The sequence below is a fragment of the Hyphomonas sp. FCG-A18 genome, assembly GCF_045287255.1.
Classification (GTDB): Bacteria; Pseudomonadota; Alphaproteobacteria; order Caulobacterales; family Hyphomonadaceae; genus Henriciella.
In genome coordinates this window covers 1,111,295-1,129,171 of the sequence record NZ_CP137142.1, presented here as the reverse complement: position 1 = coordinate 1,129,171, position 17,877 = coordinate 1,111,295, and the positions used below count along the sequence as shown (strand labels likewise).

Here is a 17,877-nt window from a genome sequence, read left to right as displayed (position 1 = left end):
CCTAGGCGCCAATGGTCTCCAGCAGGACATCACAGACTTTGTTCACCTGCCCCGCACTCAGATATGGGTGCATGGGCAGGCTCAGGCTTTCCTGCGCGGCCAGCTCACAATGCGGTAGGGAGCCATATTCAGCACAATGCGCGAAGGCTGGCATCTGATGGATCGCCATGTCGTAATAGATGCCTGATGGAATACCTGCATCGCCAAGTGTCTTACGGACCTCTGTGCGGTTCGGGACACGTACAGTGTAAAGGCCATAGCCATTTTCCTGCCCCTCAAGCGCGCCTTGCAGAGCCACCTTGCCAGACAGGCGCTGCTTATAAAGCGCCGCCGCTGCAATCCGCCGCTCGCGTTCGGCCTCGAACAGACCAAGCTTTTCAGCCACGACGGCGCATTGGATGGAGTCGCAGCGACCATTGATGCCAACCCGGATCGATTCCTTGCGATTGTCGCCCGTGCCGTGCCAACGGATGGAGCGCATGCGATCCGCGAAATCAGCATCCTGACAAAGGATCGCGCCGCCATCGCCATACCCACCCAGCGTTTTGGTTGGGTAGAAGCTGGTCGCGGTAATCTCGACAATATTACCGATCCACTTCCCGCGATGCTTGCCACCAAAAGCTTGCGCGCCATCAGCGATAATCCGCAGGCCGTGCGCCTCAGCCACCGGAACAATCGCGTCATAATCAGCTGGCAGGCCATAAAGATCGACAGGCATGACCACGCGCGGGGTCAGTTCACCCTTTGCCTTCACGGCCTCGACTTTGCGGGCCAGGTCTTCGGCATCCATGTTGAAAGTGACCGGATCGATATCGACGATCACGGGAAACGCACCGGCCAGCAAAACTGCGTTTGCTGTTGCATTATAGGTAAAACCCGGAATGAAAACCGCGTCGCCCGCCCCGATACCCATGGCCAGCAGCGGCATGACCAGAGCCTGCGTCCCGGACCCAACCGCCACAGCCTCTGTACAGCCGGTAAAATCCGCCAATGCCTTTTCGCACTCATCAACTTCCGGGCCACCAATATAGCGACCATGATCGAGAATATCGGTCCAGCGCTTTTCCAAAGCCGGGCGGATCGACGCCTGCTGGCTTTTCAGATCAAACAGCTGGATCGGAGCATCTGCCGGAAGATCAATCAGGATAGACGTATCAATATCGGAATAGGCCATGGATCAGGCTCCTAATGTATGAAGGGCAGAAAGTTCGGCTTGTTCAGCCATATGGACAGCAAGCGCGGCCTCGTGTCCGGGGATGGCGCATTCACGCTCTCCCAAAACCGCAGCAAAAAAGGCTTCGTCGGCGGCGCCGAGGGGGTCGGGCAGCGTATCGGAAACATCCATCTTGATCGTGAATGGCGTCGTATTCTCAACCGCGCGGGTCAGGAAATCGATGGCGATCACACCAGATGGATAGGTCAGGCTCATACGGCGATCGCGCTCTGGCGCGCAGCGACTGGCGGTCAGCTCGGCTGAGCCGCTCACAAACTTGACCTGCGTGGTCGCTTCGTCCGTGTGATCGGTATGCACCCGCTTCCCCACAGCTTCGACACTGACAGGCTCGCCCATGAGTCTGCCGACCATATCGAGGTCATGAGTCATCAGATCCCAGATCACGGAAACATCGCCCGCCCGGCCATCCGGCGCAGGCGGTCCCATACGGTAAGCTTCAATTCGGGTTGGGACTTCCGGAATATCAAACAGTCCCATTGCCGCAAGAACGAACCGCTCCTGATGGCCAACCTGCAGGACGAGGTCTTTCTGATCGGCCAGTTCAGCCAGCTGATCTGCACCAGCGCCTGTCAGCGCCAATGGTTTTTCCACCATGACGTGAACACCGGCATTCAAGGCATCTCGGACAACGGCTTCATGATACGTCGCCGGACAGGCCACGATCACTGCATCAATCGCGTCAAACAGGGCTTCCTGCGAACCAAAAGCCTGCACACCATGCTTTTCCGCCAGCGCTGCGCACCGCTCTGCATCGGGATCAAACAGGCCGACAAATTCAGTCTTTTCAGACCCGGCAATCTTGCCAGCATGATAGCCGCCAAAGACGCCCGCACCGACCAATCCGGTTTTCAGCTTTGCCATGGGACACTCCACTCTCTGGCTCCCTCTTGGCATTTTGGGACCGGAAAGGACAGGCGGGCAAACCCGTAATGGCCATCAAAAGGCATTGCGAAATCTTACAATACCCCCTTCCCTTCCGCGACGGGGCACCACAGATACAGGCTCAAGAACAACAGGAAGGAAACACCATGAGCACGATGACTTCAAAAGACTGGACCTTGGCCAAACGCCCTGTCGGGGAACCGCAGGCCGATGACTTTGCCATGGTGAGCAGTGACGTCCCTGCCCCTGCAGCAGGGGAAATTCAGGTTCGCAATAGCTGGATGTCGGTCGACCCGTATATGCGCGGCCGGATGTATGACCGCGAAAGCTATGTACCGCCTTTCCAGATTGGTGAAGTCTTGCAGGGCGGCGCGGTCGGCCGTGTGACCGCCTCAAATCATCCTGATTATGCCGAAGGTGATCTCGTCCAGTCCATGGCCGGCTGGCGCGAAGCCTGGACGGCAACACCTGAGGCTGTCATGGCGCAAAAACTCCCCGGCGATACCGGCCTGCCTGAGAGTGCGTTCCTCGGCATTGTCGGCATGCCGGGCCTGACCGCCTATGCAGGTATCCTCCGCGTGGCAGAGTTGAAAGAAGGCGACACCGTCTTTGTCTCGGGCGCAGCGGGCGCTGTCGGCTCTGCTGTCGTACAGATCGCCAAGATCAAAGGCTGTACCGTCATCGGGTCAGCCGGTGGCGAGCAGAAATGCGCACTGGTCAAAGAGCTCGGCGCCGATGAGTGTATCGATTACCGCGCTGCCGGCGATTATGAAGGTCTGCTTAGCGCCCTACGTGCTGCGGCACCCAAAGGCATCGATGTCTATTTCGACAATGTTGGCGGCGATCACTTTCAGGCGGCCATCGAAGTCGCTCGTCCGTTCGCCCGCATGGCGATCTGCGGCATGATCAGCCAGTATAATGACACAGAACCGCGCCCTGGCCCGAACAATGTCATTCAGATCGTCGGCAAGCAGCTCCAGATTAAAGGCTTCATCGTATCCAGCCATGCTGACATGTTACCGGACTTCCAGCGCGACATGGCGAGTTGGATTATGGGCGGTAAAATGAAGTTCGAAGAGACCGTGATGGAAGGCGTCGAAAACGCCCCCGCCGCTTTCATGGGCCTCTTCAGTGGCCAGAATAAAGGCAAGATGCTGGTCAAGCTGAGCTAGCGAGAACAGCCGCTACGTTCGTATAAAAAAGTATAGACGTGGCGGCTTTTTGCAGGCAATTCTTAAGTCCACAAATATTGGGGACTATTGTGAAAAAATACATACTGCTTGCGACCACTCTCGGCCTCAGCTTGACGGCCTGTGAAACTTCACAGGCTATAAAAGCAGATCAAGCTTGGCCCGAAATGCCATCCGTTGAGGGGTCAAATACAGGGGTTCAACCTCTAAGTCCGCCTATACCAAATTATCCTATAGAAGCGGCCAGAAGAGGTCTTACCGGATCCTGCGAAGTCTCTCTTGATGTCAACGAGAAGGGATTTCCGATAAATATTGATGCTGATTGCACCGACAATGCTTTTAAGGCGGAATCAGAAAACGCCATGTCTAAAGTTATGTTTCCAGTTCTCATGGTTGATGGGATAGCGACACCATACACTGGTGTGATATATCCTCTCGATTACAGGCTTGGACGATAGTTTATTCTACTAAAGACTTATCTTAGAAGTAGCGCGTAATTTGAGATTAGATCGGGAGACTCTAGTCTACATGCCCCGCCTCTTCGATGCCTATATCATTGTGGACTGGAGTGCGTCTGCGAAACCCAAGACGGGCAAGGACTCGATTTGGGTTGGCATTCGCGCGCGGGATGCGCGACTTAAGTTTCAATTCAGTAGCGCCAATCCGAAGACCCGTTTAGAAGCACGGCAGTTTATTCTGGAAATCACGCAGAAATTGATCGCGCGGGGCGACAAGGTTCTAATCGGCTTTGACTTCGCACTTGGCTATCCTGCTGGAACCGCCGATGCGCTCGGTCTCGACACAAAGACCAAGCTCGCATGGCAAGCCATGCATGAGCACCTCTCGGCCAAGGTCAAAGAGAAAGAAGACAATTCCAATGCCCGGTTCGCCCTCGCGGCGGGGATGAACTATGCCATGACCAAAGGGGCCCATCCTTTCTGGGGCGCGCCCAAAAGAGATGCTGTCTCGACGCTCGCCACGAAGAAGGGTGACTTTTCAGCACCTGACTCTTTGCCTGAACATCGCGAAGCTGAGCGCTGGGTGAAAGCCAATTTCAAGGCCAATCCAAAATCAGTCTGGCAACTGCTTGGTGTGGGGGCGGTTGGATCACAGGCTTTGCTCGGTATTCCAACCGTGTCTTTCCTGAGAAGCCATATTGAACACGCACAAATCTGGCCATTCGAAACCGGGCTTAAAGCGCTCAGCTCTAGAGACCTCAAAGATACCTCCTGTATCCTCGCTGAAGTCTACCCGAGTACGGTTACGGTCACACCAAATCCGGGTGAAATTCTGGATCTAGCGCAAGTCCGAACCCTCTCAGAGCACTTGGAATCACTCGATTCTGCCGGAGAATTAGCCAAGGCTTTTGGGCCGCCAAACTCGCTCAATACGAGAATTATCCACAAAATCGAGGCCGAAGAGGGGTGGATTCTGGCAAAATAAGCCTGAATCGCCCGTATTTGTTGGGTTTTCGGGATACACGACCCCTCCGAATCATGGATGATGCGCCCAACGGCAGATTTGGCCGTTGATTAAAAAGGAGATCCCAATGAACAAGGGTGAACTGACCAAAGCAGTGGCAGAAGCCGCTGACATGTCCCAGGCCGAAGCTGGCCGTGCAGTGGACGCTGTTTTTGACTCAATCTCTGGCGCTGTGAAAAAGCGTGATCAGGTCGCAATTGCTGGTTTCGGTACGTTCTCGGCCAAAACTCGCGCGGCTCGTGAAGGTCGTAACCCAGCAACGGGTGAGACCATTCAGATTGCAGAAAAAACATCTGCAGCTTTCAAGCCAGCATCGGCTCTGAAAGACATCTAAGGTCTCTCGTCTTTGACGAACCTTTTAAGCGGCGCGTTTCTGATAGAAGCGCGCCGTTTTGTATTCGAGCAAGGCAACCTGCAAAACGGCGGCGACAAACACACCCAGCAAGGCCGCTTCAATCATACCCTGGGCTCCGCGTCCCTGTATAAGGCCTAACCAATACCCGGCTGGAATCATCAATGCAAAGAATGATCCGACATGGATCGCACTTGGTAACCAAATCATGCCCTGCGCCCGCAACGCCATGGACGCTGTCGCTTGCAACCCATCAAAGGTCACAGCAATCGCCACAGTGATCAGCAAAGCAGCCAAGGCTGGCGCCAGCATCATATCGCCTAGCACCGCATCGCCGCGCACCAGCATGAGCGACAAGGGTTCTCGGAAAACAAACATCAGCAGCCCAATAATCAGGCCGATCAAAACCGTTGCCACAACGCCAAGCCGGGATGCTTCCGCCACGCCTTGCGCATCGCCACGCCCATAAGCCTCAGCTACACGCACGCTTGTCGCGGTGCCAATGCCCAGGAAAGCCATAAAGGCCAGGCCCATCAGCTGGGTCGCATAGCCATAGACCGTGTTGACCTGCAGGCTGATCCACGTCGCGATGACATAGGTGAAGTTAAACCCGCCCCATTCCGCGACATTGCTGATCGCGGTGCCAAGACCAACACTAAACTGGCGCTTGGTCTCATCCTCTGGACCTTCAGGGGACTTTGCGAAAGCAGGTGTGAGAAACACAATCGCGATCAGGAACACTACAATCAGCAAAGTCCGCGTCCCTGTTGTCGCCCAGGCCACACCGTCCGCACCCATAGGCTCAAACGGGCCCGCGCCTGCGACGAACAGGATATTGAAAACCAGATTCACCACCACGCCGCCATACATGATCGCAGTTGAGATCAGTGGGCGCCGCAAGGCTTCGAGATACATCCCGCAAACCGTTGTCACCATGAACCCGATCAGACCTAGAGACAGAATACGCGTGCAGGAGGCGACACTCTCTGCAACGTCAGGCGCAAAACCTAAGCTATGGAATAGCGGACCCGCCAAGGGATAAAGAATAACGGTGAGCCCGGCTCCAAGCGCGATCGCAAACCACAGGCCACGCCGGAACACGCGGCCGGATTCATGCCCGCGATTACTGCCCATCAATTCAGAGGTCAGCACCTGCACGCCCAGCAGGATGCCCATGCCAAAGCCGAGCGCAATGCCGAGTGGCAACCATGAGTTCAAAACGAATGGCAACTCTCCCGGGGCCATGCGCCCAAGCACAATCGCATCTGTCAGCCCCATGAGCATCATTGATGCGCGTGTGACGGCAATCGGCACGGAAAGCCGCAATAGGTCTGTGATCTGCGAGGCCCGCGCCCATGCGGGCCATGCCCGCTGGGTCATGGGTTTATCCTAGAATTTATCCGGCCTTGCGAAAATCGCTGCCTGCTGCCTCTTTGACGGCCACGAGCTTCTCTGCGATCAGGAACGCTAATTCAAGCGCTTGTTCGCCATTTAGGCGAGGATCACAATGAGTGTGGTATCTCGATGACAGGTCCGACTCTGAAATCGCCTGAGCGCCACCAATACATTCGGTAACATTTTGGCCTGTCATTTCGAAGTGAACCCCACCCGGGACACAGCCCTCAGCATTCAAAACATCAATGAAACCACGGACTTCGGTCAGGATGTGATCAACCGGTCGCGTCTTGAACCCGCTTTCGGTCTTGAGCGTGTTGCCATGCATTGGATCGCAGGACCAAACGACTGTCCGACCTGATGCCTTAACAGCACGCGCGAGCGGTGCGAGGCCTTCCTCAACCCCTTCAGCACCGAAGCGTGAAATCAGGGTAATCCGACCCGCTTCATCTTCCGGGTTCAGCACATCAAGGATGCGCAGCAGCTCATCTACCTCAAGGCCGGGGCCACATTTCATCCCGATTGGGTTTTGAACCCCGCGGCAGAATTCGACATGGGCATGATCAACCTGGCGCGTACGGTGGCCAATCCACAACATGTGTGCGGACGTGTCATACCACTTACCCGATCCGGACGCTTCATCCCGGCGTGTCAGGGCTTGTTCATAGCCCAGCAACAGCGCCTCATGGCTGGTATAAACCTCAACCTGCGCCATTTGCGGGACGCTTTGTGGGGTCACACCACACGCTTTCATAAAGTCGAGCGCATCTGTGATCTTGTCGGCCATAGCGGCATATTTCTCACCAAGTGGCGAGCGATCCACAAAACCAAGCATCCACTTGTGCACATTGTCGAGGCTGGCATAGCCACCCTGACTGAACGCGCGAACCAGGTTCAACGTCGAAGCCGACTGAGCATAAGACCGGATCAGACGATCAGGGTCCGGCATGCGCGCTTCAGGCGTGAAGTCCATCCCATTGATGTTGTCACCGCGATAGGATGGCAGGGTGACGCCATCAATTGTCTCAACCGGGCTGGAGCGTGGCTTACCAAACTGGCCCGCCAGACGGCCGACTTTGACTACAGGCTTGGAGGCACCATAGGTCAACACAACCGCCATCTGCAACAAGACGCGCAAGGTGTCGCGAATATTATCCGCGCTGAACTCCTTGAAGCTCTCAGCACAATCCCCGCCCTGCAACAGAAAAGCCTCGCCTGCAGCAACCTGACCAAGACGCTGCTTCAGGCGGTCAACCTCACCCGCAAAAACCAGAGGTGGAGACTCCGCCAAACGCGCTTCGGCGGCGGCCAGCGCATCAAGATCCGGATAGTCTTCCGGTATATGTTTCGCGGGGCGATCCCGCCAGCTATTGGGCGTCCAGGTCATGTGTTCTCCATTCGATCACCCTATATGCACAGGCGATACCACAGCTTCAAGCAGCATTTCCAAGAAATGCCACCAAAGTGTAGCCGTAATCCTGTAATCAGATTAGGCAGATAAAAAAGAACGCCTCCCGGATTAGTACGCTATGTCACACGTTTTCATCGCCCACGGCCCCAAAGATACCGATGCCTTGCTCACCATCCATGAAGCATTGCGCGCTGTCTCGATTCCAGATTCCTATGTGCCAATCGGTGAGACCGGGGATCCTGATACAATCAACGTCTCAATTGACGATGCGTTCGGTATGGTGGTTATCGTTTCGGCCTCGTCCATGCGCTCCAAATCCGTACAGGCGCAATTGCAACGCGCAATGGATCGTGGCCTTAAGCTCTTTCCGATCCGGGCCGATAATGCCCGCTTGTCACGTGTCTTCAAATCGGCTTTGGCGGATAATCTAGACAGTGCTCTGGCCGATGAGGGGGCGCTGGATGCTCTGGTTAGCGCCGTAAGGGAGCGATACCAGAAGCGCTGCCCGGTCATTGCCGTGATGAATCTTAAAGGTGGCGTTGGGAAAACTACGGTTAGCAGTCAGGTATTTGCCACATGGCAAGCTGAGCTGGGCGGACGGGTTCTCCTGATTGATCTCGATCCGCAATACAATCTGACCCAAACCTTTTATGATATGGATTTCGCAGACGCGAGTTCAGCCCGCGATCGGTCCGTTATTTCTCTGTTTGAACGCTCTCGCCTGCATTCGCGTGATGCGGTTTCACCCGCTGACAATTGGGGTGAAGTCTCAACGGCACCATTCACGCCGTCACCACGCGAACAGATCACCCATAATTTGCTCTCTGGTGATGGCCCCGGTGGGCGACTGGATTTGATCTCCGGCCAGTTCGAGATCTCCAAATACGCCTTTGCGCCGAGTCCTCAGGCGCTCACCCTGATTGGTGCCAACTTCAGGAAGATGATCGATTTCTATCGCAGCCAGTATGATCTGATCGTTTTCGATACCAATCCAAATGCGACCTTCCTGACCCGCTGCGCGCTCGAAGCGGCTGACCGCGTCCTCGCCCCGATGCATCCCGATGTCTACTCGCTGCGCGGTGTCCGCCTGCTCAATCAGGTCATGCAAGAGCAGGTCACAGCGGAAAAGCGCCCCTATCTGTCTGTCCTCTTCAATACGGTTGGCCGCTCCGAACAATCGAATTTCGAGGCCGATGCGCGCAACGGTGTCTTTGATGAACAAGCCGGATTTGCTTTATCAGAGGCTCTGCTCTCTTCAGCGCTACCTCGTTCAGGGCACTTGAACGTCAAAAGCCCAGATGTCGGCGAAGACCCATGGAAACAACTGGTGATTCATAAGGGGCGAGGCGGCGGACTTAAATCGATCCGCCAGACATTGAAATCGATTGCACTTGAGCTCAAAACACTGGTCGACGCCTAATCCCCTCTTGCTCCATAATGGGATTTAGGCACACTCACCCCAAAAAAGGGCGAGCTATGCGTGGTTTTTTGCTTTTGGTTATCGGGCTTTTGGTGGGCGCGCTTGTCGGCATTGTCGCTGATCGCATGTCTCCCACCAAGGAAATGATCGACCCGATCGCAGAGCGCTATTTGCCCAGTTCATCTTCACAAGACGCAACAGCTTTGGATTTTGGCGAGGGTCCTTTCTCATCGCAGCAACTCGCCGCATTCGGACTAGAATCGTGCTTTCCGCGCGCCGATGTCGAGACGCCTGAGGAGCAACCCTGGCTTGTTCGTGAAGAGGGGGCGCTCATCCCTGAGGGTTATACACCAGAGCCATTTCCCGACCTTGAGGCGTATCCCGGCCTGATCAAAATCGAGGGCATCCGCTCAACACTCGGTTCAGAGCGTGAGCACTGCGCCGCCGCCCGCGTCGCTGAACACTGGTTTCTGACCGCGGCGCACTGCATCATCGATCTCGACCTCGAAACAGCCAAGCCAACATATGACGTCATCGCGATCAGCCCAGCCCATGATGTGCGCGGTGAAGGGATTGCCGTCAGTTCAATCCGCGGGGCGATCTGCCATGCAGCCTATGGCATGAACCGCCAGCAATACCCCAACGATGTCGCGCTGTTCTATATCAATGATGTCAGCGCTTTTGAAAACGTAGCGATTGCCCAATTGGAAACAAACGCGATGGCTTTGCTGCCGCGCGATCTAACCGAAACCTATATTGCGGGTTGGGGCCGAAATGGGCAAACGCGTTATCTGCAAGGTGGCCCCGTCACCATGACGGAAGTTGGCGAAGCCGTCCTGATTGGCGATAAGATCGGCATACGCGGCCCGAATGTTGGCGATAGTGGCGCACCGCTTTATGCGGCAACACTCGAAGGCCCACTCATCGTTGGGATCCTGTCACAAGTCACACAGGACCGCGATCAGAATGGCGATCGCAGTATCTATATCCGCGCCAAGGCTATCCATGACTGGGTTGAACGCACGATGTCTATCTGTGAACAGGACGACCAATATGTCTGTGGCCCGCAGTCTTTGACCGGCGGCTAGGACTATCAGGCAGCAGCAGTCACGCCGTTACCCTGAGGCAACGGCAAATAGAAGCTCACCATTGTGCCCTTCCCTTCTTCACTGGCAATGGACAGACGTCCGCCATGGAGCTCCGCAAAAGACTTTGTCAGCGATAGGCCGAGCCCAGTGCCATGATAGTTCCGGTCTCGCGTATCAGCGACCTGCTCAAATGGCTGGGCCAGACGCGGTAAAGCCTCTGCCGGAATACCAATGCCACTGTCACGTACAGCGACACGGACTTCACGCCCCTGTCGGTTGACCATAACGCGAATAGCCCCGCCTTTGTCGGTAAACTTGATCGCGTTTGAGACGAGGTTGAGCACCATTTGCCGGATTGCTCTATGATCGGCATCAATCGCTGGCAGGTCATCATCCGCAACCAGATCAAGCTGTAAACCCTTCTCTTCGGCGCGGCGCCGCACCATTCGGACGGCGACATCAACTGGCTCAACAATATCAATTGGCTCAAGCGCGACCGTCATCTTGCCTGCCTCGATTTTCGCCATGTCGAGAATGTCGTTGATCATATCCAATAGATGCTGACCAGAGCTCAGGATATCGACCGCATACTCGCCATACTTTTCGTGCCCTAAAGGCCCAAAGGACTCGTCTCGCATAATCTCGGAAAAGCCGATAATCGCATTCAGCGGCGTGCGTAACTCATGGCTCATATTAGCCAGGAAGGCACTTTTCGATGCCGCAGACTTCTCTGCCCGATCGCGTTCTATCTTGAGGTTCTGCGTAAGTTCAGCAGCCTGTGCCTGTGACGTCTTTAGATCAATCACAAGCGTTTCCAATTGCTTGCGCTGGCGCTCAATCTGCACCTCATTCTGAACATCAGCGGTCACATTCAGGCCCACTGTAATCATCCCGCCTGTTGGGGTCATACGCTCAACAATCTTGTACCAGTCATTGTCCTGCGCCCGGATAATGTTAGCGCCGCCTTCGCGGCCATCACCGCGGCGTTCACGAATGCCCGACGCCTGCGCAAGGGTAACGGTCTCATAGCTCATGCCCACCCGCAAAGAGCTGGCCAGGCCAAAGACATCGGAGAAGGCACTGTTCCAATACAATAAGCGCCGATTGCGGTCCCAAATGGCAAACGGACCGCTAAAACCCTCAATCGAAGATTTCAGCCGGCGTTCAGCCTGTTGCGAGCGCTGGATCGCCCGGCGCGTCAGCGTCACATCAATCAGAACCCCATGCAGTTCATTCGTCCGCGGGTCCCGCGAGGCGCGCATATCGAGCCACAGGCTCATATCCTTGTTGGCAAAGGTTTGTGCGAGATAGTCCCGCTCAGGCAGGGTCTCGATAACCCGCCGCAGCAATTCAACATGGTCTTCGTGGACCTGCTCCAGCAGATGCGTACTCGTGTAATAGCCGCCCGCAATCACGCCAAGCAAGGACGCAGCAGGCTCACTCAACCACAGCTTTTGGGTCTGTTCATTCCAAGTCCAATAGCCAGAACTCGTCTCTTTCTGCACGATCCCCAATAGCCGTCCAGCCTTGGTGGCTTCCCCCTCAAGCACTTCGCTTTCCGACCGACGCTTCTGCCCCCATTGCCACAAGCCGAGAATAACCAGCCCCGGACTCAAGAGCAGCAGAAAAAAGCCCAGCCACTCCAGAAGAACTGCCCGCGTTAGAATCGGCGCTTCATTGGTCACGCAGACATACAGGCCTGCATCAATAGTTTTACACGCAGAGACGCGTTGCAGGGGCTGATTAGCGAGGATACTTGAGCGAAGCTCGATCACGCGCTGCCCATTGGCCTGTGGAACCCAGCGACCGGTCTGAACCAGAGCGATACGCGTTGCTCCACTTGCCGCCTCGAACACGACAACCAGATCGCCTTCCGTTGATTGTCCAACCCTGGATTGGTTGACCAGTAGCTGCGACGCTATCTCACCTGCAGCACGTGCACGCGAACCTTCCGGGGCAGAGAGCGCATCAGCGAGACCAACAACACTCTCAATGTCAGGATGGGATTGTGCGGTCTGTCGCGCGCCCCAGCCACTGCGATAGGCATGCGCCAGAGTCAGACTGACCCCATCGGCCTTCCCGCTAATGTATTCTGAAACGGCCAGAGCTTCACGATCCGTGATAGCACCAATACTGGCCCGTGTTGAACGGACATCATCAACCGCTTTCAGGATCATGCCTGCCAGCAAGGTCAAAGCAAGCAACGAAAAGGCAATGCGCAGATCAATCCTGCGCGGTTCGTCCCCCTGCTCTTTCTGCTTTGCGCGGTTAAACATGCCTTTGGGTCCCGTAACGACAACACAAGTCACCGATTCAGAACCCTTCTGGGCAATCAAGTTTTAAGATTGGTTAACCAATCACGCCAGCGTGCGCGATAGAATGTCGCCAACATTCTTGGACAGATCCCGCAATAACAGGTTTTGCATCTCGGCTTCTGCTGCCGCTTTCGCAACTGGCTCAAGCTGACGCCAGGCCTCGAAGGCCGTGAGGAGCCGTGCCGCCAGAGCCGGGTTCCGGGTATCGCTGTCGGCAATGACTTTCGCGACCAGCGCATACCCACGCCCGTCCGGTGCGTGGAACTGCGAGAGATTCTGCATGGCAAACACGCCAGTTACTGCACGCACGCGATTCGGGTTCCCTGCATCATAGAGCGGATGGCTCAGAAGGGCCTCGACATCCTCAACGGTCCCGGTTGCGGCCTGAACAGCAAACCACTTGTCCATCACCAATGGATTGTCGCCCCAGCGCTTTGCAAAGGCCTCAAGGGCATCCGCTTTCTGAGGAGCATTCGCCTCGCACAAAGCGCGCAAAGCACCGAGGCTTTCAGTCATGTTTGAGGCATCATCAAAGATAGCTTTCAGGCGGGCATCGGCGTCAGATTCACCAAGAGCGCCCATCAGCGAGATCATGGCACTGCGCAGCGCGCGAATCCCTGCCTGCTCAGCATTCGGCTGGAAAGGCAAAGGTGTTGGCTGCGCCAGAATAGCCGCAGCGGTCTCAGAAACCTGCTCAGCCAACGCTTTGCGCATCTGATTACGGGCACGCTCCAGCGCTGCGGGATTGGCTGGCAGCCGATGTTGGAACAGTTCTCCAATGTCTGGGAGGCGCAGAAGCAGGGCTGCAAAGGCTGGATCATCCTTCGCCGCCAGCGCGGCATCAGCGATGGCCACTACCAGTTCAGCATCCGGTTCCGTGTTGGCATCATAAGCCAGTGCCAATAGTTCCGCCCGTGCCAAGGTCTGCAAACTGTCCCACTGATTGAATCGGTCATCATCCAGCCGTGCAAGGGCCAGTCTGTCAGCCTTGCCAAGATCGTGCTTGAGATAGACCGGTGCCGAGAAACCACGGTTCAGCGAAAGGAGGGGTCGACGCGGCAGTCCGATCAGGGTCCAGATCGCCTGCCCATTCTCAACCGTCAGCGTTTTCTCCTCAATCTTGTGCCCCTCTTCCGGATCAAAGGCTGCCACGCGAAGCGGCATCGGAAGTGGTTGAGGCTTCTCATTCTGCGGGGTTTTCGGAGTGCTCTGGCTTAGTGTCACCGTCAGCGTTCCGGTTGCTTCATTCCAGTCTTCAACGGCTGAAATCGTCGGTGTGCCGGGCTGAGCATACCAGCGCCGGAACCCTGACAGATCCTGCCCACTTGCTTGCTCAAAACAGGAATAGAAATCCTCAATCGTAACAGCCTGCCCATCATGGCGATCAAAGTAGAGCTGCATACCACGATCAAACGCGTCATCACCAATCAGCGTCTTGAGCATACGGATCAGTTCCGCACCCTTCTCATACACGGTCGCAGTGTAGAGATTATCGATGCTGGCATAGGTCGCAGGACGCACGGGATGGGCCAAAGGTCCGCCATCCTCAGAGAATTGGCGTGCCCGCAAGCGGATCACGTCCTTGATCCGCTGGACCGGGCGCGAGCGCATATCCGCGCTAAACTCCTGATCCCGGAAGACGGTCAAGCCCTCTTTCAGGCAGAGCTGGAACCAGTCACGGCAGGTTATGCGATTGCCGGTCCAGTTGTGGAAGTATTCGTGCCCGACAATGCTCTCAATTGCTTCGAAGTCAGCATCCGTCGCGGTGCTTTCATCGGCCAGCACATAGGCCGAATTGAAAATGTTGAGCCCCTTATTCTCCATCGCGCCGAAATTGAAATCCCGCACGGCCACGATATTGAAAACCCCCAAATCATATTCGCGTTTGAAGACCTCTTCGTCCCACTTCATGGAGGCTTTGAGGCTATCCATTGCCCAGATGGCGCGTTCGGCATCACCTTTGTCGACATGCACAGCCAAATCAACCGCGGCCCCATTCATTGTCGTGAACGTATCGCGATGAATGTCATAGTCCCCGCCACACAGCGCAAACAGGTAGGACGGTTTGGGGTGTGGATCATCCCATTCGGCAAAATGGCGCCCGCCCCCTAAATCGCCGCTTTCGCCCGGTGTCCCGTTTGAAAGCAGGATCGGATATTGCGCCTTATTAGCCTCCAGCCGCACCTTGAAACGGCTCATGACATCTGGACGGTCTGGCCAGTAGGTGATGCGACGAAACCCAACCGCCTCACACTGGGTACAAAACCGACCGCCGGAAATGTAGAGCCCCGAAAGCTCGGTATTGGCTGATGGATCAATCGTCACATCGGTTTGCAACTCAAACTGATCAGGCACATTGCGCAGGATCAGGGTCTCGCCAGCTTGCTCAAAGTCTGCAGGATCAACTGCCTGACCGTTCAGGAACAGGCTATTCAGGGTCAGCTTGATCCCATCGAGCACCATCTCTCCATCGCCGACCCGGCGCACCTGCATCCGCGTTTTGACCCGCGTTGCCGAAGGCTCCAGATCAAACACCATCTCAACCTGATCGATTTCGAACGGATAAGACGTATAATCAGACAGCTTGATCTGAACGGGTGTATCAGTGCGCATAGGAAACCCTTTCTAGAGCGTATGCGCACTGATGTAGCGACTGTATGACCGGGCGCAATATTCAGTTCGGTAATGTTTCCCCCACGTGACGGGTTTCCGCGCACGTCAACCACGCTATTCTCGCCCTATAAGAAATAATAATGGGAGGCCGGTCGGCCATGAATTTCGATTTTTCCGAAGACCAGAAATTCCTCGGCAATGAGGCACGAAAGTTCCTCGATGCCGAATGCACGACGCAACATGTCCGCGAAGTTCTGGATAATGATGACAAGAGCCACCATGATGGCGTCTGGCAGAAAGTCATTGAAATGGGTTGGCTAGGCACGGCCATTCCAGAGGAACATGGCGGCCTTGGCCTTGGCTCACTTGAGCTATGTGTTCTGGCCGAGGAGATGGGCCGCGCCCTTGCCCCGGTGCCGTTCGCTTCAACCGTCTATTTCTTCGCTGAGGGGCTGATGCTCGCAGGAAGTGACGCCCAAAAGTCAGCCACCCTGCCCGGTGTCGCAACAGGCGATGTCATCGGCTGTTACGCCGCCAGCGAAGGCCCCGGTCATCCGGACCCGGCCAAACTCACCACAACATTCGATGGCACGGCTGTAACGGGCAAGAAAGTTCCGGTTACTGATGGCGATGTGGCCACTCATGCCATCGTACTGGTCAAAGAAGGCTCAGGGGCCAGCCTCGTTCTGGTCGACCTGACAGGCCCCGGTGTCACACGCACACCTGTTAAAACGCTTGAGCCGACCCGTTCACATGCCGAGATCACTTTTGAGGCCGCCCCGGCCCAGCGCCTCGGCGCGGCAGGTGAAGGTGGCGACCTGCATGATGCGATCATGAACCGCGCTGCCGTTCTGCTCGCGTTTGAGCAACTTGGCGGCGCAACACGGTGCCTCGAAGAAGCAACCGCCTATGCCAAGGAGCGCTATGCCTTTGGTCGCCCCATCGGGGGCAATCAGGCGATCAAGCACAAGCTTGCTGATATGTACGTCAAGAATGAGGTTGCCCGCTCCAATTGCTATTATGGCGCCTGGGCACTCTCGACGGATGCCAGCGAACTGCCCGAAGCCGCTGCTGCCGCGCGCTTAGCCGCCAGCGAAGCCTTCTGGTTCGCCTCCAAGGAAAACATCCAGACCCATGGTGGTATGGGCTTCACATGGGAAGTCGATTGCCACCTGTTCTATCGCCGCGCAAAGCTGTTGGCAGTTCAGGCGGGCGCGCCGAAAGTCTGGAAAGAAAAACTGGTTCGCGCCCTCGAAATGAAGAATGCGGCATAAGGGAGAGTAGATATGGATTTCAACGATACAGCCGACGAAGCCGAATTCCGCGCCGAAGCCAGCGCCTTCCTCAGCCAGCATCTGGAACCCAAGGGCAAGAAACCCCTGCGCCAGCGTGTCTCTGGCGAAGAATTCATGAAGCAGGCCAAGCAATGGCAAGCGACCAAAGCCAAAGCCGGTTATGCCAAGATCACCTGGCCCAAGGAGATGGGTGGCCGCGGTGGCACAGCGATGCAACAGGTCATCTGGGGGCAGGAAGAAGGCAAATTCGATGCCCCAACCGGGCCCTTCACAATCGGTCTGGGCATGTGTATCCCAACGGTCATCGCGTTCGGGTCTGACGAGCATAAGAAGCGCTACGTTCAAAAAGCCCTGCTGGGTGAGGAAATCTGGTGTCAGCTCTTCTCAGAGCCTGCTGCCGGGTCTGATGTTGCGGGCCTGAAAACCCGCGCGGTCAAGGATGGCGATGAGTGGGTAATCAACGGCCAGAAAGTCTGGACCTCAGGTGCGCACTATTCCGATTACGGCATCCTGCTGGTGCGCACCGACCCGAAAGCCGCCAAGCATAAAGGTCTGACCATGTTCATCGTGGACATGAAGCAAGCCGGCGTTGAAGCCCGCCCGATCCACCAGGCCTCCGGCGGGCGCGAGTTCAACGAAGTTTACTTCACCGATGTCCGCATTCCGGACTCCGATCGCCTCGGCGAGGTTGGACAAGGTTGGAAAGTTGCCATTGTTACGCTGATGAATGAGCGTCTGGCGGTTGGCGGCTCACCCGGCCCGGATTGGTCTGAAATCATGGACTATGCCAAACAGGCGGGCACCATGAGCGATGCCGCTTTCCGCGAGAATCTTGCTGATTGGTATGTCGCCGCGCAGGGCTACAAGCTGACCAAGCTGCGCACACAAACAGCCCTCTCCAAAGGCCAGACCCCTGGCCCGGAAAACTCCATCGGCAAGATCATCACCGCCAACCAGTTACAGGATATCTGTAACTCGGCGATCGAAATGCAGGACCATTATGGCCTGATGACCGGTGACGACATGCCCGCTGATGGCCTGTTCCAGCAAAGCTTCATGTGGGCACCGGGCCTGCGGATCGCTGGTGGTACGGATGAGATTTTGAAGAATATCATTGCCGAACGCGTCCTCGGCCTGCCGCAGGATGTGCGGGTCGATAAGGACATCCCCTTCGATGAGTTGAAGCAGGGCTAAACCCGC

At 56.1% G+C, this 17,877-nt stretch carries 14 protein-coding genes; 8 read left to right on the top strand and 6 right to left on the bottom strand.

The genetic code is table 11. The features are described 5' to 3' along the window. Position 1 precedes the first annotated feature (1 nt). Both RYZ27_RS05550 and RYZ27_RS05545 read right to left on the bottom strand, forming a co-directional pair. The gene (locus RYZ27_RS05550; protein ID WP_406681377.1) at positions 2–1,174 is read right to left on the bottom strand and encodes a DegT/DnrJ/EryC1/StrS family aminotransferase; all 1,173 of its coding nucleotides are present in this window, start codon (positions 1,172–1,174) and stop codon (positions 2–4) included. A 3-nt stretch (positions 1,175–1,177) separates the two neighbouring features. Then, on the bottom strand, positions 1,178–2,095 hold the full coding sequence (locus RYZ27_RS05545; RefSeq protein WP_406681376.1) for a Gfo/Idh/MocA family protein: 918 nt from the start codon (positions 2,093–2,095) through the stop codon (positions 1,178–1,180). 167 nt (positions 2,096–2,262) lie between these two features. Here RYZ27_RS05545 and RYZ27_RS05540 point away from each other — a divergent pair, with 167 nt between their 5' ends. The 4 genes from RYZ27_RS05540 (at position 2,263) to RYZ27_RS05525 (ending at position 5,122) form a co-directional block, all read left to right on the top strand. After that, positions 2,263–3,288, top strand: a complete 1,026-nt coding sequence (locus tag RYZ27_RS05540) for an NADP-dependent oxidoreductase (protein ID WP_406681375.1) — start codon at positions 2,263–2,265, stop codon at positions 3,286–3,288. Positions 3,289–3,377: 89 nt separating this feature from the next. Continuing rightward, a complete protein-coding gene (locus RYZ27_RS05535) occupies positions 3,378–3,764 on the top strand; it encodes an energy transducer TonB (RefSeq protein ID WP_406681374.1) in 387 nt (128 codons plus the stop codon). A 70-nt stretch (positions 3,765–3,834) separates the two neighbouring features. Beyond that, on the top strand, positions 3,835–4,749 hold the full coding sequence (locus tag RYZ27_RS05530) for a hypothetical protein (RefSeq protein ID WP_406681373.1): 915 nt from the start codon (positions 3,835–3,837) through the stop codon (positions 4,747–4,749). A gap of 106 nt (positions 4,750–4,855) precedes the next feature. Beyond that, positions 4,856–5,122 (top strand): HU family DNA-binding protein, encoded by a 267-nt coding sequence (locus RYZ27_RS05525; RefSeq protein WP_406681372.1) that lies wholly within the window; start codon positions 4,856–4,858, stop codon positions 5,120–5,122. Positions 5,123–5,146: 24 nt separating this feature from the next. Here RYZ27_RS05525 and RYZ27_RS05520 read toward each other — a convergent pair whose 3' ends face one another. Further along, entirely contained in the window at positions 5,147–6,520 is a 1,374-nt protein-coding gene (locus RYZ27_RS05520; protein WP_406681371.1) for an MATE family efflux transporter, read from the bottom strand. A gap of 16 nt (positions 6,521–6,536) precedes the next feature. Further along, a complete protein-coding gene (locus RYZ27_RS05515) occupies positions 6,537–7,922 on the bottom strand; it encodes a class II 3-deoxy-7-phosphoheptulonate synthase (RefSeq protein WP_406681370.1) in 1,386 nt (461 codons plus the stop codon). Between the two features lie 142 nt (positions 7,923–8,064). On the opposite strand from RYZ27_RS05515, the gene RYZ27_RS05510 reads away from it, so the two are divergent. Together RYZ27_RS05510 and RYZ27_RS05505 are read left to right on the top strand one after the other, a co-directional pair. After that, positions 8,065–9,366, top strand: coding sequence for an AAA family ATPase (locus tag RYZ27_RS05510; protein WP_406681369.1), 1,302 nt, complete (start codon positions 8,065–8,067; stop codon positions 9,364–9,366). Positions 9,367–9,422: 56 nt separating this feature from the next. Further along, a complete protein-coding gene (locus tag RYZ27_RS05505) occupies positions 9,423–10,454 on the top strand; it encodes a trypsin-like serine protease (RefSeq protein WP_406681368.1) in 1,032 nt (343 codons plus the stop codon). A 5-nt stretch (positions 10,455–10,459) separates the two neighbouring features. Here the strand turns inward: RYZ27_RS05505 and RYZ27_RS05500 are convergent, their stop codons facing one another. Continuing rightward, the gene (locus tag RYZ27_RS05500; protein ID WP_406681367.1) at positions 10,460–12,730 is read right to left on the bottom strand and encodes an ATP-binding protein; all 2,271 of its coding nucleotides are present in this window, start codon (positions 12,728–12,730) and stop codon (positions 10,460–10,462) included. Positions 12,731–12,811: 81 nt separating this feature from the next. After that, on the bottom strand, positions 12,812–15,382 hold the full coding sequence (pepN, locus tag RYZ27_RS05495) for an aminopeptidase N (protein ID WP_406681366.1): 2,571 nt from the start codon (positions 15,380–15,382) through the stop codon (positions 12,812–12,814). 158 nt (positions 15,383–15,540) lie between these two features. Between pepN and RYZ27_RS05490 the strand changes: the two genes are divergently transcribed. Further along, entirely contained in the window at positions 15,541–16,656 is a 1,116-nt protein-coding gene (locus RYZ27_RS05490) for an acyl-CoA dehydrogenase family protein (RefSeq protein ID WP_406681365.1), read from the top strand. A gap of 12 nt (positions 16,657–16,668) precedes the next feature. Continuing rightward, on the top strand, positions 16,669–17,871 hold the full coding sequence (locus RYZ27_RS05485; RefSeq protein ID WP_406681364.1) for an acyl-CoA dehydrogenase family protein: 1,203 nt from the start codon (positions 16,669–16,671) through the stop codon (positions 17,869–17,871). The last annotated feature ends 6 nt before the right edge of the window (positions 17,872–17,877 follow it).

What these genes read in the sequence shown, in the direction of transcription:
- RYZ27_RS05540 (WP_406681375.1), top strand. Translation starts at nt 2,263, where the DNA reads ATGAGCACGATGACTTCAAAAGACTGGACCTTGGCCAAACGCCCTGTC.
- RYZ27_RS05500 (WP_406681367.1), bottom strand. Translation starts at nt 12,730, where the DNA reads ATGTTTAACCGCGCAAAGCAGAAAGAGCAGGGGGACGAACCGCGCAGG.
- RYZ27_RS05485 (WP_406681364.1), top strand. Translation starts at nt 16,669, where the DNA reads ATGGATTTCAACGATACAGCCGACGAAGCCGAATTCCGCGCCGAAGCC.
- RYZ27_RS05550 (WP_406681377.1), bottom strand. Translation starts at nt 1,174, where the DNA reads ATGGCCTATTCCGATATTGATACGTCTATCCTGATTGATCTTCCGGCA.
- RYZ27_RS05505 (WP_406681368.1), top strand. Translation starts at nt 9,423, where the DNA reads ATGCGTGGTTTTTTGCTTTTGGTTATCGGGCTTTTGGTGGGCGCGCTT.
- RYZ27_RS05545 (WP_406681376.1), bottom strand. Translation starts at nt 2,095, where the DNA reads ATGGCAAAGCTGAAAACCGGATTGGTCGGTGCGGGCGTCTTTGGCGGC.
- pepN (WP_406681366.1), bottom strand. Translation starts at nt 15,382, where the DNA reads ATGCGCACTGATACACCCGTTCAGATCAAGCTGTCTGATTATACGTCT.
- RYZ27_RS05525 (WP_406681372.1), top strand. Translation starts at nt 4,856, where the DNA reads ATGAACAAGGGTGAACTGACCAAAGCAGTGGCAGAAGCCGCTGACATG.
- RYZ27_RS05530 (WP_406681373.1), top strand. Translation starts at nt 3,835, where the DNA reads ATGCCCCGCCTCTTCGATGCCTATATCATTGTGGACTGGAGTGCGTCT.
- RYZ27_RS05515 (WP_406681370.1), bottom strand. Translation starts at nt 7,922, where the DNA reads ATGACCTGGACGCCCAATAGCTGGCGGGATCGCCCCGCGAAACATATA.
- RYZ27_RS05520 (WP_406681371.1), bottom strand. Translation starts at nt 6,520, where the DNA reads ATGACCCAGCGGGCATGGCCCGCATGGGCGCGGGCCTCGCAGATCACA.
- RYZ27_RS05510 (WP_406681369.1), top strand. Translation starts at nt 8,065, where the DNA reads ATGTCACACGTTTTCATCGCCCACGGCCCCAAAGATACCGATGCCTTG.
- RYZ27_RS05490 (WP_406681365.1), top strand. Translation starts at nt 15,541, where the DNA reads ATGAATTTCGATTTTTCCGAAGACCAGAAATTCCTCGGCAATGAGGCA.